The sequence below is a fragment of the Vermiculatibacterium agrestimuris genome, assembly GCF_943193085.1.
GTDB classification, from domain to species: Bacteria; Bacillota; Clostridia; order Oscillospirales; family Oscillospiraceae; genus Vermiculatibacterium; species Vermiculatibacterium agrestimuris.
The window spans coordinates 1-14340 of sequence record NZ_CALPCU010000013.1 but is presented as its reverse complement, the minus strand read 5'-3'; the positions used below and the strand labels follow the sequence as shown (position 1 = coordinate 14340).

Below are 14340 nucleotides of genomic sequence, written 5' to 3'. Positions count from 1 at the left end.
ATGGCGAAAGGAGAGGCGCCGGGGCAAAAAACTTTGTGAAAAATAGAACAATTAGCTTTACAAGCGGCCCACGGCGTGCTACAATAAAAAAGCAGAATCGTAAGTTTAGTTTTTGGGAGGAAATACCATGAAGCTTTCTGAGGTGCGCGACATTCTCGATGCTGAGGTGCTTTACGGGGAGGATGAGCTGGACAGGGAGGTCTTCTCCGCCTGCGGCAGCGATTTTATGAGCGACGTGCTGGCCTATGTGAAGAACCAGGCTCTGCTGCTCACCGGTCTTGTAAACCCCCAGGTGATCCGCACGGCGGACATGATGGATATGAAGTGCGTGGCCTTTGTCCGGGGCAAGCAGCCCGACGAGAACGTGCTGGCGCTGGCCAGGGAACGGGACATGGTGATCATGCGCGCCCCCATTCGGATGTATGACGCCTGCGGCAAGCTGTACGCCGCCGGATTGAGAGGAGATGTTTGAGCATGGAAGCAGTCAAACTGGTATATCCCGTGGAGGGCGGCGACCTCATCGAGGCCGGCGAGGCCTCCAGCAAAATGAAGCTCACCCTGAAGAAGCTGGGACTGCCCCCCGATGTGATCCGCCGCGCCTCCATCTGCATGTATGAGGGTGAGATCAACATGGTCATCCACGCCGACGGCGGCCAGGCGGAGGTGGACGTGGGGATGGACGAGATCGTCATCCGCATGATCGACCAGGGCCCCGGCATTCCCGATATCGACAGGGCCATGCAGGAGGGATACTCCACCGCCGGAGACATGGCCCGGGATCTGGGCTTCGGCGCGGGCATGGGACTTCCCAACATGAAGCGCTATTCCGACGAGATGGACATTGAGACAGAGGTAGGCAAGGGCACTACCGTCACCATCAAGATCAAAATTTGAGGTGAACTTCCGTGCAGCATTCCGTTTCTATTGAGTACGCCCGCTGCCGGGGCTGCACCACCTGCATGAAAAACTGCCCCACCCAGGCCATCCGCGTCCGCCGGGGCAAGGCCACCATCCTCACCGAGCGGTGCGTGGACTGTGGCGAGTGCATCCGATGCTGCCCCCACAAGGCCATCAAGGCCCGCAGCGACCCCTTCTCCTGCCTGGAGGAGTTCCAATATACCGTGGCTCTGCCCGACCCGGCCCTCTACGGCCAGTTCCAGCATCTGGACGAGGTGGGGCGGGTGCTGGACGGACTTCTGGAGCTGGGCTTCCACGCAGTGTATGAGACTGCCAAGGGCGCGGAGCTCCTGTCCGACTACGCCAGAAAGCACCCCGGCGACGCCGCGGAAAAGAAGCTGCCGGTGATCTCCTCGGCCTGTCCGGCGGCCCTGCGGCTCATCCGCATCCGTTTCCCCCAGCTTTTGGAGCACATCACCTCCACCATCACCCCCATGGAGCTGGCCGCCATTCTGGCCCGGAAGAAAGCGGTGGAAGAGACGGGACTTCTGCCGGAGCAGATCGGCGTCTTCGCCATCGTGCCCTGCTCGGCCCAGGTCACCGCCGCCCATTCCCCCGACGACCTGCAGCAGCCGGTGTTGGACGGCGCCTTCTCCATTCGCGACCTGTACTTACGCCTGCTCTCCCCCATGCAGAAGCTGGACGCGCCCCACACCCCCTCCTCCGCCGGAAAGGCCGGGGTGCGGTGGGCCTTCTGCGGCGGCGAGGCCAGCGCCCGGGGAAGCTCGGAGCGGTTCCTGGCCGTGGACGGCATGGACAGCGTCATTCGCATCCTGGCGGCCATCGAGGACGACCGGGTGCCCGACGTGGACTTCGTGGAGCTGTGCGCCTGCACCCAGGGATGTGTGGGCGGCTGCCTCACCGTGGAGGATCCCTTTGTGTCCACCATGCGGCTGCGGCACCTGATCCGAAGCCTGCCCGATGTGGCCTGCAGTTACGACGACCAGGTGGGAGACCCCGCCATTGTCCAGGCGGACAAGGAACTGGAGTTCGCCCCGGTCTATCTTCTGGATCCCGACCGCACCGTCGCCATGGAGAAGATGTCCGCCATTCACGACCTGGAGCGGCAGCTGCCCGGTCTGCTGTGCGGCTCCTGCGGCGCCCCCTCCTGTCACGCCTTCGCTGAGGATGTGGTCATGGGCCGGGCCCAGCGGGAGGACTGTATCTTCCAGGTGCGGGCACGCATGCGGGCCATGACCGGGCCGGAGGATTCCGACGAATATCTGCCCGCCCCCTTCCGCAGTAAACTGGGCAAGGTGGTGCCCTCCGACCGGTAACCGCTCTTTTGCGGTGGGGCAGAGCGCGTAATAAAAACAAAAAGGATGCCGCCGGCATTTGCCGGCGGCATCCTTCTTTTTGAGAAGATACCTCAGTCGGTCACGTAGGGCAGCAGAGCGATCTGGCGGGCCCGCTTCACGGCCACGGTCAGCTGACGCTGATGCATGGCGCAGGTACCGGTGGTACGGCGGGGCAGGATCTTGCTGCGCTCGGACAGGAACCGCTTAAGCTTGGCGGCGTCCTTGTAGTCGATGTGCTCCACCTTGTCCACGCAGAAGGTGCACACCTTGCGGCGCTTGCGGCCGCGGGGACGCTGCTCTCTATTTTCCATAGGCATAACGGATAACCTCCTTTAAGCTAAAATAGACGCCGTTTTCAGAACGGCAGATCGCCGTCCGGATCGGCCAGCTCAGCGAACTGGTCGCCTCCGCTGGGAGCCTCATAGCTCCCCGCAGATGCGGCGGGGGCGCCGAAGCCGCCGGCGGGCGCGCCGTAAGCGGGAGAGAAGCCGCCGCCCTCGCCATCTCTCCGGGAATCCCCGAAGTAGACGCTGTCGGCCACCACCTCCGCGGCAGTGCGCTTGTTGCCGTCCCGGTCGGTGTAGTTGCGGATCTGGAGCCGGCCCTCCACCACGGCCATGCGGCCCTTGGTAAAGTAACGGCTGACGAATTCCGCGGTCTGACGCCAGACCACGATGTTGATAAAGTCAGTCTCCCGCTCGCCGGTCTGCTTGTTCTTGAAGTCCCGGTCGCAGGCGACGCGGAAGGTGGCCACGGTGACCCCGGCAGGGGTGGTGCGCAACTCAGGATCGGCCACCAGTCGTCCCATGAGGACGATGCGATTGAGCATGTCCCTTCCTCCTTACTCGTCCAGACAGACGATGATGGAACGAATGACGCCGTCGGTAATGCGGAAGATACGATCCAGCTCGGCGGGGAAGGCGGGCTCGGCGGTAAAGGTCATGCGCACGTAGTAGCCCTCGTTCTGATCCTGGATGGGATAGGCCAGGTGGCGCTTGCCCCACTCGTCCACCTCCACCTGGGTGGCGTTGCTCTCGGCCAGGGCCTTGAACTTCTCCACCAGAGCGGCGGTGTCCTCCTCGTTCTTACGGGGGTCGATGATATACACCGCCTCGTAATTCGCGTTCAGTTTTGCCATTTTTCTTGCACCTCCTTATGGTCTTGTGGCCCCCGGTCTCCGCCGGGAGCAAGGAGCTCTGAATAAGCATATCGCTTTAGACAGGCTTCATTATTATAACGGAATTTGGGAAAATGTCAAGGAAAATCCGAAGAAATGCGGATAGGATCAAAAAAGAGAGGCGCCTCCCCACGAAGCGCCTCTCTTCAGCTTCCTTATAATATTGCGGCCTTCTCCTTGAGGAACTCCCTGAGCCACGCCCCGGTCTCCGGATGATCCAGAGCAAAATCGATGGTGGCCTCCAAAAAGCCCTTCAGATTGCCGGTATCGTAGCGCCGCCCCTCAAAGTCCACCGCCAGGAGCCTGTTTTGCGGGCAGAGCTTTTTCAGGCCGTCAGTGAGCTGGATCTCCCCACCGTAGCCGGGGGTCTGATTCTCCAGGATGTCGAAGATGTCGGGGCCGAGCACATAGCGGCCCAGGACGGCGTAATTGGAAAACTTCTCGGCCAGGGTGGGCTTTTCCTGCATGTCCCGAACGGTAAAGACCCGCTCAGCCAAAGGCTCCGCCTTGATCACGCCGTATTTGGACACCACCTCGTCGGACACCTGCTGCACGCCGATGACGCTGGCGTTATACTGCTCGGCTGCGGCGATGAGCTGGCCGATGACCGGCTTTTTCGCGCGCATGATGTCATCCCCCAGCAGCACGGCAAAGGGCTCCTCCCCCACGAAACGCTTGGAGCGCCAGATGGCGTGGCCCAGGCCCTTGGTCTCCTTCTGCCGGACGTAGAAGATGTTGGCCAGATCCGCGGCCTGCTTCACCGCCTCCAGCTCCTTCTCCTTCCCCGCCGCCTCCAGCCGGTGCTCCAGCTCGGGGTAGTAGTCGAAGTAGTCGTCCATGGCGGACTTGGCCCGGTTGGTGACGATGAGGATGTCCTCAATGCCGGCGGAGACCGCCTCCTCAATGATGTACTGCAGCACCGGCTTGTCCACCATGGGAAGCATCTCCTTGGGGACGGTCTTGGTGGCGGGCAGCATCCGGGTGCCGAGGCCGGCGGCGGGAATGACTGCTTTGCGGACTTTCATGGGGCATCCTCCTTTGTAAAACAGGTTTTACAGCACAGACAGCCGCTTCTCCGGGATCATCGTGCGGAAATAGCCGATCCTGGGCATGACCTCCAGCAGGAGCAGGCCCAGCACATAGCAAACGCCCAGCTCCCCCGCCCCTACGCTCAGGCCGTTGACCAGCCAGGCCACGGGAAGCTTTGCGGTAAAGCCGCCTGCCTCCGCCCAGCCGATGGTGAAGCCCACCAGCACCGTGTTGCAGATCACAGGGGGCAGAGGGGCCAACCACTTACTTTTCAGCCTGCTCGTCCAGACCGCGGCCATGAGGGTGGCCGCCGAGCCCACCACGATGTCCAGCGGGCCATAGGGGGAGAGCAGGTTGACGATGACACAGCCCACAAAGAGGCCCGGCACCGTGCCGGGAAACAGGAACGGAAGAACGGTGAGTGCCTCGGCAAAGCGGAACTGGATCGGGCCGAAGGTGAGGCCGAAGATGTTGCCGAAATAGCCCATCACGGCGTAGAGGGCGGCCACCATGGCCGCCAGGGTCAGATCGCGGGTGGAAAATTTGCGCATGATAAAATACCTCCATTTTTTGTTTAGAGTACGCGCGCCGCGCACAGCGGTACAGGTACCTTTCCCCGGAGGCAAGGCGCATGACCTCCGGACGGCTTTCTCTGTACCGGTTGGACTGGGTGGGGAACCAGTCGGAGGTATTATAGCACAAGGTGTCAATAAAGAAAAGGGGGTGTGGAGGGCTTATCTCTCCGCCAGTTCCTCCTCAATGGCCTCCACAAGCTTGGACATGGGGATATCCAAGGCATTGGATATGCGGTAAATGGTCTCAAGCGTTGGCTTTCGCTCCCCCCGCTCGATGGCGCTCAGATGGCTGCGCCCGATAACGGCCAGGCCGCTGAGCACCTCTTGGGTAATGCCTTTGGACAGCCGCACCCTGGCGAGGGCCCGGCCTACGGCGGCGGGATCTAACTGCTCTGTGCTCATAGGATCACCTCACTTATATAGTGTAAATGGTAAGTCTTCTCCGAATGAACACATTTGTTGACATTTGAACACTTATGTGTTATTTTAGATGGGCCGTGCCGGTGAAGCGCAAGCAGAGAGGGGCCACAAGGCCCCTCTCTGCTGTGAACGCGGCTGTTCTGCCGGCGCGCTTATTTCATTTTTCCAAAGGATGTGTGGCTATTGCGGAACCCTTCAGTTTCAGGGCAGGTAGTTCAGCGGATCGACGCTGATGCCGCTCTTGGTCATAGACAGGTGCAGATGGGCCTCCTCACTGCTCTCGGCGATGGCGGAGGTACCCACCGCGCCGATGATGTCGCCGGTGCGCACCGTGTCGCCGATCTCCACCGTGGGGATCTCCCCCAGGTTGGCGCAGACGCTGATGACGTTGTCGGCGTGGAGGATCTCCACCACGGTGCCCATCATGTCGTCGGTGTAGATGTCGCTGACCGTGCCCCCGGCGGGGGCCATGACCTGAGTGCCCACAGGGGCGGCAATGTCCAGTCCGACGTGGGCCCGCCAGTCCCCCATGGTCTTGTCATAGACCAGGGTGTCGATGCTGTAGCCCCGCAGCACCTCCCCTTTCACCGGCCAGGTGAAGACGCTGGCGGTGGCGGTGGCAGGCGGCTGCGCCGCAGGGGCGGACGTAGCCTCCGGAATGGGCGGGGCGGTCTGCACCGGCCTGGGTGCGGCGGTGGTGGGCGGCTCTACCGCCGCCTGAGTGGGGGCGGGGGCGAGACTCGGCACAGGGGCGGGTGTCACCACCACCGTGGCCGGGCCGCTCACTGCCTGCCCGGGGTCGTTGGTCATACCGGAAAAAAGATAATAGCCCGAAGCTCCCAGCGCTGCGACGCACAGGAGAAGGACTATGTAGAAGCCCTTCCCCGCCATGAAGTCGCCTGCGCGCTCTCCCATGGTTCGTTTCATTGGTTTTTAACACCTCCAGGGCCTATTGTGCCCCCTTCCCTGCCATTTATACCCGCCAGGACAAAATTTTGGCGGCGGGGAGGGATTTGCTTTTTCCCCTGTGAGGTTATATAATAATAAGCACAGGCTAACCGCCCCAGTTTCTCTTCTTAAACGAATTTTAACTTTATGTTTACACTTTTTTCTTTTCACCATGCTATACTGCAAACTTGATTCAAGCTCCAAGAATGGATCCGGAAGGAGAACATACATATGGCCGACCAAAGCAATGTCCAAACTCCCGTCAAGGAGACTCCCAAGCTCCAGGTTCCCAAAAAGAAGAAAAAGTGGGTCAAACGGCTCGTCATCCTGGCCGTGATCGCAGCCCTCATCATCTTTGCCCTGTCCCGCTGTATGTCCAGCGGGATCCAGAGTGCGGCAGGCAACTACCTGCCTGCCGTGGCCCAGGTGCAGGACCTGACCGTGGCCGTCACCGGCCCGGGCACCATCAAGTCCAACGACTCCTACAAGGCCACCACCCTCATCAAGGGGGAGATCCTCACCGCCCCCTTTGAGGAGGGGGACACGGTGGAGAAGGACGACGTGCTGTTCACCATCGACGCCTCCGACGTGGAGAACGCCATCAAGCAGGCCCGCACCGGCGTGGAGCAGGCCCAGCTCTCGGTGCAGTCCGCCCAGCTCAACTACGACAGCCTCGTCCGCACCCGCAATGACAACGCCGAAGACCGGCAGGTAAAGGCCAACGCCAACGGCGTGGTCACCAAGGTCTATGTGGATCCCGGCGACACCGTGGGCGCGGGCACCCCCGTCGCCGACATCCTGGATCGGGACAACATGAAGCTGGAGGTGCCCTTCCACTCGGTGAGCGCCGCCGGGTTCTATGTGGGCCAGTCCGCCTCGGTCACCGTCTCGGGCACCGCCGAGATCCTCTACGGCACCATTACCGAGATCGCCGCCACCGACGCCGTGGGCGCAGGCGGCACTCTGGTGCGGAACGTGACCATCACCGTCCAAAACCCCGGGGCCCTCTCCGATACCTCCATGGGCTCCGCCGCCGTGGGAGATGTGACCTGCGCCTCCTCCGGCCAGTTCGCCTACGGCGAGAGCAAGCAGCTCATTGCCAAGTATTCCGGGGAGCTGGAGACCCTGACGCTCCACGAGGGCGACCGGGTCGCCGACGGCCAGGTCGTGGGCGAATTCAAGGAGACCCAGATGCAGGATCAGATCGACGCCGCCGCCATTCAGCTGGACAACGCCCGCCTGGCTCTGCGCAACGCCCAGGACAGCCTCCAGCGCGCCGAGGACAGCCTGGAGGATTACACCATCACCTCCCCCATCACCGGCACCGTCATCGAGAAAAATTATAAGGAGGGGGACAACTACGACCCCTCCACCGCCTCCTCCACTGGAGCCAACGCCTTCCTGGCGGTCATTTATGATATGTCCCGCCTCACCTTTGACATCAACGTCTCCGAGATGGACGTGGTCCGGGTCCAGGCGGGCCAGAGGGTCACCTTCACTGCCGACGCTCTGGACGGACAGGAGTTTACCGGCGTGGTGGAAAAGGTGAACATCAACGGCACCACCCAGAACGGCAACACCTCCTACCCCGTCACCGTGGCAGTGGACGGCAACGGCCAGGACCTGGCCGCTGAGGGCCTTCTCCCCGGCATGAGCGTCTCGGCCAACATCATCGTGGAGGAGGTAGGCAGCGTCCTCTGCGTCCCCGTGGACGCCATCCAGCGCTCCGAGATCCCCTACGTCCTGGTGGCCGGAGAGGGCGCCCTGGACGAGAACGGCGGCCTGGCGGACTTTACCAAGCTGGAACAGCGCCCGGTGGAGCTGGGCCGGAACAACGATGAGTACATTGAGGTCCTCTCCGGATTGGAGGAGGGGGATGTGGTCTTCATCCCCAACGCCGCCTCCAGCTTTATGAGCGCCATGATGGGGATGTAAGCTATGGAACACCTCATCGAATTCAAAGACATCTACAAAATTTACCAGATGGGCGAGGAGACCGTCCACGCCCTGGACGGGGTGGATCTCACCATCGACCAGGGGGAATTCGTGGCCATCGTGGGCCAGTCCGGCTCCGGCAAAAGTACCGCCATGAACATCATCGGCTGTCTGGATGTGCCCACCTCCGGCACTTACCATCTGGGCGGCATCGATGTGTCCACCATGGAGGACGACCAGCAGGCGGAGATCCGCAACAAAATGCTGGGCTTCATCTTCCAGCAGTATAACCTCATCCCCAAGCTCAACGTCCAGGAGAACGTGGAACTGCCCCTCCTCTACGCCGGCGTCTCCGCCGAGGAGCGCCACGAACGGGCCATCCGGTCTCTGGAGCGGGTGGGTCTGGCCGACAAGCGGAAGAACCTGCCCTCTCAGCTCTCCGGCGGCCAGCAGCAGCGGGTGTCCATCGCCCGGGCCCTGGCGGGGAACCCCTCGGTGATCCTGGCCGATGAGCCCACCGGAGCCCTGGACTCCCGCACCGGCCGGGAGGTGCTCTCCTTCCTCCAGAAGCTCAACGCCGAGGGGGACACCGTAGTCCTCATCACCCACGATAACTCCATCGCCGTGAAGGCCAAGCGCATCGTACGCCTTCAGGATGGCAGGATCATCTACGACGGGGACTCCCAGGATCCCCAGGCTGTGGTACAGCCCGAGGAGACCGGGGCCGCCGACGAAGACGACGGCTTTGCCGCCCTCCTGGTCGAGGAGGTGGGGGAATGAACTTCGGACAATCCTTCCGCCTGGCGGTGAAGAGCCTGATGACCAGCAAGATGCGCTCCCTGCTGACCATGCTGGGCATCATCATCGGCGTGGCGGCGGTCATCATCATCACCTCCCTGGGCAACGGCATGCAGAACTACATGAACGACCAGTTCGAGGAGATGGGCTCCAACCTGGTCCAGGCCCAGGTCTATCTCACCGGCTCCTCTTTGGACGTGAAGGCCGACGATATGTACGCCCTGGTGGAGAAGTACCCCCAGTACCTCTCCGGGGTCACCCCCTATAACAGCGTCCAGGGCACCGTCCGCCAGGGCAGCGACGAGTTTAAGCGCACCAGCGTCTACGGCGTGGGCGAGACCTTCTACAATGTCAACAAGAACACCATCATGACCGGCTCCTCCCTGGGCAAAGGCCGCTTCCTGTCCTACGTGGATGTGGAGCGGGAGATGGCGGTGTGCGTCATCGGCTCCTACCTGGAGCAGGAGGCTTTCGGCGGGGACGCCCTGGGCAAGACCCTCACTGTCTCCGGAGCTCCCTTTACCGTGGTGGGGGTGTTGGACCAAAGCGGAGACAGCTCAGAGGGCAGCAGTGACGACTGCATCTATATCCCCTATACCCAGGCCAACCGGCTGGGCGGTTCCCAGTGGTACGTCCTTTATATGTTCACCTCCACCGACCGCTCCACCGCCGCCGCGGCCAAGGGCATCGTGGAAAACCGCCTGTTCAAGGCCTACCACGACACCGACTACTACGTAGTCTTGACCTCGGCGGAGATGATGGACGCCATGGACTCCATGGTAAACCTGCTCATGGCCATCCTCACCCTCATCGCCGCCATCTCCCTGCTGGTGGGCGGCATCGGCATCATGAACATCATGCTGGTGTCCGTCACCGAGCGCACCCGGGAGATCGGCATCCGCAAATCTCTGGGGGCCAAGGGCCGGGATATCCGCAGCCAGTTCATCATCGAGGCGGGCACCACCTCCGCCATCGGCGGCGGCATCGGCATCGTGCTGGGCATCATCATGGCCAATGCGATCACCAATGTCATCGCCCTGGTGCTGGGCACCGGCAATGACGGATTCGTGGCCATGCCCACCCTTCAGGGGATCGCCGTGGCCTTCGGGGTCTCGGTGGCCATCGGCATCCTCTTCGGCTATCTGCCCGCCAACAAGGCGGCCAAGCTCAACCCCATCGACGCCCTGAGATACGATTGATAAGGAGTATCTACCATGAAGAAACGAATCTTACCCATCCTGCTCTCCCTGGCCCTGTCGGCCAGCCTCCTCCCCGCCGCCCACGCCGCCCAGGTCACCACCGCCGACATGGCTCAGGTTCTGGCCGCGCTGGACATCATGACGGGCAATGAGGAGGGCGATCTGATGCTCTCCCGCCAGGTGACGAGGGCGGAGTTCACCAAGCTGGTCATCGCCGCCTCCCCCAGGGGAAAGAATGTGGGCGCGACCACCACGGTCTCCCCCTACCCCGATGTCCCCTACACCCACTGGGCGGCCCCTTATGTGGAGGCCGCCGTGGCCGCCGGGTATGTCAACGGCAACGTCTACGGCTATTTTGAGCCCGACCGCTCCATCACCCTCCAGGAGGGGGTGACCATGGCGGTGCGTCTGCTGGGCTACAGCGACAGCGACTTCTCCGGGGCCTGGCCCGCGGGGCAGATGGCCCTCTACTATAAAGAGGATCTGGACGAGGGTATCACCATCGGCCAGACCAGTGCCATGACACGGCAGGATGCCATGTACCTGTTCTACAACCTGCTCACCGCCGCCACCAAGACGGGAACGCCCTATCTGACCTCTCTGGGCTATCCCCTCACCGCCGCCGGGGAGATCGACCGGGTGGGACTCATCAACGCCGCCATGAACGGCCCGGTGGTGATGGAGGGCGACTGGCGCGGCAAGATCAACTTTGACGTGGACACCGCCACGGTGTACCGGGGCGGCTCCCTGGCCACCCTGGCCGCCCTCCAGCCCAATGACGTGATCTACTACTCCGCCTCCATGCGCACCCTGTGGGCGTACTCCAACAAGGTGACGGGCCTGTACCAGGCGGTCTCCCCCTCCGCCGCCAGCCCCCAGGCTGTCACCGTGGCGGGCAAGACCTACTCCATCGAGACCGCCGAGGCGGCCTACGCCCTGTCCAACCTGGGCGCCTATAAGACCGGAGACACGGTGACCCTCCTGCTGGGCCGGGACGGCCAGGTGGCGGCGGTAGCCTCCTCCGCCGCGGGCAGCGGCACCCTCTACGGCGTGGTGCAGGCGGTGACCGACGCCGCCTACACCGACCAGAGCGGCAACAGCTACACCGCCAAGACCGCCCTCATCGCCGCCACCGACGGTCAAACCTACTCCTATCCCCTGGACGCAGGCTCCTCCCTCAAGGCGGGGAACCTGGTGCAGGTGGCGGTGGCCGACCGGGGCGACGCCAAGGTCTCCCGCCTCTCCGGCAGCTCCATCTCCGGTAAGGTCAACGCCGCGGGCACCCAGATCGGCAGCACCAAATTCGCCGAGGACGTGGAGATCCTGGACACCGACGGCACCGGCGCGGCGGTGAAGCTCTACCCCAGCCGCCTGGCGGGCATGAGCCTGGAAAGCGGCGATGTGCGCTACTGCCGGAAGAACGCCAACGGCGAGGTGGACGTGCTCATCCTGGACGACGCCACCGGCGATTTGTGCGCTTACGGCGTGCTCACCGAGGTCAACGAGACCGTCACCCCCATCCCCGGCTCTATCAGCGCCTTCTACGGCGCCTACCAATATGACATCGGCGGGCAGACCTACGGCTTTGTGAAGGAAAACGGCATCCTGAATCTGAGCAAGGGCCCCGTGCAGATAAAGGGCAGCCTGGCCTCCCCCGAAAAGATGACGACCCTGCGCTCCGCCCGGCTCACCGGGGCGGACGCCTCCGTGGCCACCTTCTCCAACGGCGACACCTTCCCCATGTGGGATCAGGCGGTGGTCTATGTGCTGGAAAACAGCACCTACCGGCTGTCCAGCCTGGATCGGGTACGCACGGGCTACAGCCTCACCGGCTACTACGACAAGGACGCCGCCCAGGGCGGCCGTATCCGGGTCATCGTGGCAAAGGCCCAGTGACACAGTTTGTAAAAAAGCCCCGGCAGCATCACGCTGCCGGGGCTTTTTGTATCTCTTTTGAAAAATAGTGTAACTTTTTTGTCATTTTATTTGGGTTGACATTTGTATACCTCCCTGCTATACTGATGATAGAAGGTAGACAGCCGTTTACCAAAAGGAGGTGTTTTCCATGAAGGTCAATTTATCCGACGGCGAGTGGAAGCTGATGAACAAGCTCTGGCAGGGCGCGCCCCTCACCATCACCCAGCTCACCGCCGCCCTGCACTCCGAGACGGGCTGGGGCAAGCACACCGTCATCACCATGCTCTCCCGGCTGGAGGCCAAGGGGGCGGTGGCCCACGACGGGGGCCACCCCGCCAAGCGGTACTCCGCCGTCCTGAAGAAGGAGGACGCGGCCCAGAGCGAGACCAGGAGCTTTCTGGACAAGGTCTATGGGGGCCGGCTGGGACTGATGATGTCCGCCATGGTGGACTCCCGGGCCCTGACCCAGGAGGACATCGACGAGCTCACCGCCATTCTGGAGAGCGCAAAGGAGGGAGACTGACATGATGAAGGAGATCCTGATCACCTCGTCCGCCCTGATCCTGGCCCTACTGGCCATCCGGCAGGGATTCAAGGGGGTGCTGTCCCGGCGGGTGCAGTATGCCCTGTGGGCCCTGGTGCTGGTGCGCCTGCTGGTGCCGGTCAGCCTACCGGCGACAGAGTTCTCGGTCCTTACTGCCACCCAGCCGGTGCAGACGGTGGTGGCCGGCCGGGTGGCCGCCCCGGTGTTCGTGCCTGTGGCCCAGGCCCCCCTGGTCCAGCACCCCACCGCCCCCGACGCCGCCCCGGAGCTGGCCATCGAGCCCGCCCAGGACCGGGTGTGGGTGGCCCAGAGCGACGAGACAGCCGTGCAGTACCGGAAGCTGTCGGTGGAGCAGGTGCTGGCTTTGGTTTGGAAGGCCGGGATGGTTTTGATGGGCGGGTTTTTCCTGGTGAGTAATTTGGGGTTTTATTTCAGACTAAGGAAATATAGAAGAGAGTGGGCGGGCACAGCCCACCCCTACGGGGTAAAACAGGCGGTTTACCTGGTGCCTGAGGGTGTGATCCCCTCCCCCTGCCTGTTTGGCCGCTCCATCTATATCACCCCCGCCGTGGCCACCGACAGCGAAAAGCTCCGCCACGTGCTCTCTCACGAGGCCACCCACGCCCGGCATCTCGACCCACTGTGGGCCCTGCTGCGGTGCGTTTGTTTGACCGTCTACTGGTTCGATCCCCTGGTGTGGGTCGCCGCCCGGTGCTCCAGGGCCGACTGTGAGCTGGCCTGTGACGAGAGCGTGTTGAGAGCCCTGGGGGAGGAAGAGCGCATCCCCTATGGGCAGACCCTGCTGTCCCTTATCCCGGTGAAGAAGGTCTCCAATCCCATGATCGCGGCCACCACCATGACCGCCGGGAAAAAGCAACTGAAAGACCGGGTGAGCCGCATCGCCAGGCGGCCCAGGCAGGTCATGGCGGCGGCCCTGGCCGTGGCGGTGCTGGCGGGTGTCGTCTCCGCCTGCACCTTCACGGGGGGCAAACCAGGCAGTGATGGCAAGGTGCCCGTCAGCGGGCCAGAGGCCCTCACCGGGGAGGAGCTGCGGTGGTTCAATGAGGAGTTCTTCTCCTCTCCGGAGGCCTCCCTCTATAACTTCCGCAACCAGTTTGCCAACCCCCTCATCCTCTATGACCGTCCCGAGGACATCGACCTCTATGAGCTGTTCTACTGTGAGATGGGGGACGGGGAGATCAGCGACGCCGAGTTAACGGCGGCCTTTGGCTTTGATACCTGGGAGGATATGCCCTGCCCGGGCTATAAGATGACCGCTGGGGAGATAGACCGGCTCCTGGTGGAGTACACCGGCCGCTCTTTGGAGGAGACCAACAAGGTGGGGCTGGACCAATTCACCTACCTGGAAGAGTACGACGCCTACTACTGGATGCACGGGGACACCAACTACTCCGGCGGGCCGAAGATCGCCGCCGGAGTCCGGGATGGGGATCTGGTAAAGCTTTATCACAACAGTTCCTTTGCCGGGACTTCCTGGTATTGTGTGACGCTGGTGGAGGCGGGCGGGTCCGGGACCCGCCCC

The 14340-nt window shown here is 62.6% G+C and carries 16 protein-coding genes; 9 read left to right on the top strand and 7 right to left on the bottom strand.

The window, feature by feature from the left end:
* Positions 1-127: 127 nt before the first annotated feature.
* From NFR87_RS06005 to NFR87_RS05995, 3 genes are read left to right on the top strand one after another with little or no spacing between them, the layout of a single operon-like run.
* Positions 128-472 (top strand): DRTGG domain-containing protein, encoded by a 345-nt coding sequence (locus tag NFR87_RS06005; RefSeq protein WP_251447746.1) that lies wholly within the window; start codon positions 128-130, stop codon positions 470-472.
* Between the two features lie 2 nt (positions 473-474).
* Positions 475-894, top strand: a complete 420-nt coding sequence (locus NFR87_RS06000) for an ATP-binding protein (RefSeq protein ID WP_251447744.1) — start codon at positions 475-477, stop codon at positions 892-894.
* Positions 895-905: 11 nt separating this feature from the next.
* Positions 906-2234 (top strand): [Fe-Fe] hydrogenase large subunit C-terminal domain-containing protein, encoded by a 1329-nt coding sequence (locus tag NFR87_RS05995; RefSeq protein ID WP_251447742.1) that lies wholly within the window; start codon positions 906-908, stop codon positions 2232-2234.
* A gap of 92 nt (positions 2235-2326) precedes the next feature.
* Here the strand turns inward: NFR87_RS05995 and rpsR are convergent, their stop codons facing one another.
* The 7 genes from rpsR to NFR87_RS05960 form a co-directional block, all read right to left on the bottom strand.
* Positions 2327-2572, bottom strand: a complete 246-nt coding sequence (gene rpsR, locus NFR87_RS05990) for a 30S ribosomal protein S18 (protein WP_251447739.1) — start codon at positions 2570-2572, stop codon at positions 2327-2329.
* A 38-nt stretch (positions 2573-2610) separates the two neighbouring features.
* Positions 2611-3084, bottom strand: a complete 474-nt coding sequence (locus tag NFR87_RS05985) for a single-stranded DNA-binding protein (protein WP_251447736.1) — start codon at positions 3082-3084, stop codon at positions 2611-2613.
* Positions 3085-3096: 12 nt separating this feature from the next.
* Positions 3097-3393, bottom strand: a complete 297-nt coding sequence (rpsF, locus tag NFR87_RS05980) for a 30S ribosomal protein S6 (RefSeq protein WP_251447734.1) — start codon at positions 3391-3393, stop codon at positions 3097-3099.
* A 194-nt stretch (positions 3394-3587) separates the two neighbouring features.
* The gene (galU, locus tag NFR87_RS05975; RefSeq protein ID WP_251447706.1) at positions 3588-4457 is read right to left on the bottom strand and encodes a UTP--glucose-1-phosphate uridylyltransferase GalU; all 870 of its coding nucleotides are present in this window, start codon (positions 4455-4457) and stop codon (positions 3588-3590) included.
* A gap of 27 nt (positions 4458-4484) precedes the next feature.
* Complete coding sequence (locus NFR87_RS05970) at positions 4485-5012, bottom strand: QueT transporter family protein (protein ID WP_251447703.1); 528 nt, start codon at positions 5010-5012, stop codon at positions 4485-4487.
* A gap of 183 nt (positions 5013-5195) precedes the next feature.
* The gene (locus NFR87_RS05965; protein WP_251447700.1) at positions 5196-5438 is read right to left on the bottom strand and encodes a helix-turn-helix domain-containing protein; all 243 of its coding nucleotides are present in this window, start codon (positions 5436-5438) and stop codon (positions 5196-5198) included.
* 219 nt (positions 5439-5657) lie between these two features.
* Positions 5658-6383 (bottom strand): peptidoglycan DD-metalloendopeptidase family protein, encoded by a 726-nt coding sequence (locus tag NFR87_RS05960; RefSeq protein WP_251447697.1) that lies wholly within the window; start codon positions 6381-6383, stop codon positions 5658-5660.
* 252 nt (positions 6384-6635) lie between these two features.
* On the opposite strand from NFR87_RS05960, the gene NFR87_RS05955 reads away from it, so the two are divergent.
* From NFR87_RS05955 to NFR87_RS05930, 6 genes are all read left to right on the top strand, one after another.
* Complete coding sequence (locus NFR87_RS05955) at positions 6636-8339, top strand: efflux RND transporter periplasmic adaptor subunit (RefSeq protein ID WP_251447695.1); 1704 nt, start codon at positions 6636-6638, stop codon at positions 8337-8339.
* Positions 8340-8342: 3 nt separating this feature from the next.
* Complete coding sequence (locus tag NFR87_RS05950) at positions 8343-9119, top strand: ABC transporter ATP-binding protein (protein ID WP_251447692.1); 777 nt, start codon at positions 8343-8345, stop codon at positions 9117-9119.
* Positions 9116-10336 carry an ABC transporter permease gene (locus tag NFR87_RS05945; protein ID WP_251447689.1) on the top strand — a complete coding sequence of 407 codons (1221 nt, stop codon included), beginning with the start codon at positions 9116-9118 and terminating at the stop codon, positions 10334-10336. Before NFR87_RS05950 ends, NFR87_RS05945 begins: the two co-directional genes overlap by 4 nt.
* A 15-nt stretch (positions 10337-10351) precedes the next feature.
* The gene (locus NFR87_RS05940; protein ID WP_251447686.1) at positions 10352-12232 is read left to right on the top strand and encodes an S-layer homology domain-containing protein; all 1881 of its coding nucleotides are present in this window, start codon (positions 10352-10354) and stop codon (positions 12230-12232) included.
* A gap of 169 nt (positions 12233-12401) precedes the next feature.
* On the top strand, positions 12402-12776 hold the full coding sequence (locus NFR87_RS05935; RefSeq protein WP_251447683.1) for a BlaI/MecI/CopY family transcriptional regulator: 375 nt from the start codon (positions 12402-12404) through the stop codon (positions 12774-12776).
* Position 12777: 1 nt separating this feature from the next.
* Positions 12778-14340: M56 family metallopeptidase (locus NFR87_RS05930; protein ID WP_277613131.1), on the top strand; the 1563-nt coding region annotated here is incomplete at its 3' end.

Excerpts from the sequence above, each read along its gene's own strand:
- NFR87_RS05940 (WP_251447686.1), top strand. The coding sequence starts at position 10,352 with ATGAAGAAACGAATCTTACCCATCCTGCTCTCCCTGGCCCTGTCGGCC.
- NFR87_RS05970 (WP_251447703.1), bottom strand. The coding sequence starts at position 5,012 with ATGCGCAAATTTTCCACCCGCGATCTGACCCTGGCGGCCATGGTGGCC.
- NFR87_RS05960 (WP_251447697.1), bottom strand. The coding sequence starts at position 6,383 with ATGAAACGAACCATGGGAGAGCGCGCAGGCGACTTCATGGCGGGGAAG.
- rpsF (WP_251447734.1), bottom strand. The coding sequence starts at position 3,393 with ATGGCAAAACTGAACGCGAATTACGAGGCGGTGTATATCATCGACCCC.
- rpsR (WP_251447739.1), bottom strand. The coding sequence starts at position 2,572 with ATGCCTATGGAAAATAGAGAGCAGCGTCCCCGCGGCCGCAAGCGCCGC.
- NFR87_RS05945 (WP_251447689.1), top strand. The coding sequence starts at position 9,116 with ATGAACTTCGGACAATCCTTCCGCCTGGCGGTGAAGAGCCTGATGACC.
- NFR87_RS05950 (WP_251447692.1), top strand. The coding sequence starts at position 8,343 with ATGGAACACCTCATCGAATTCAAAGACATCTACAAAATTTACCAGATG.
- galU (WP_251447706.1), bottom strand. The coding sequence starts at position 4,457 with ATGAAAGTCCGCAAAGCAGTCATTCCCGCCGCCGGCCTCGGCACCCGG.
- NFR87_RS05965 (WP_251447700.1), bottom strand. The coding sequence starts at position 5,438 with ATGAGCACAGAGCAGTTAGATCCCGCCGCCGTAGGCCGGGCCCTCGCC.
- NFR87_RS06005 (WP_251447746.1), top strand. The coding sequence starts at position 128 with ATGAAGCTTTCTGAGGTGCGCGACATTCTCGATGCTGAGGTGCTTTAC.
- NFR87_RS05935 (WP_251447683.1), top strand. The coding sequence starts at position 12,402 with ATGAAGGTCAATTTATCCGACGGCGAGTGGAAGCTGATGAACAAGCTC.
- NFR87_RS05955 (WP_251447695.1), top strand. The coding sequence starts at position 6,636 with ATGGCCGACCAAAGCAATGTCCAAACTCCCGTCAAGGAGACTCCCAAG.
- NFR87_RS05985 (WP_251447736.1), bottom strand. The coding sequence starts at position 3,084 with ATGCTCAATCGCATCGTCCTCATGGGACGACTGGTGGCCGATCCTGAG.
- NFR87_RS06000 (WP_251447744.1), top strand. The coding sequence starts at position 475 with ATGGAAGCAGTCAAACTGGTATATCCCGTGGAGGGCGGCGACCTCATC.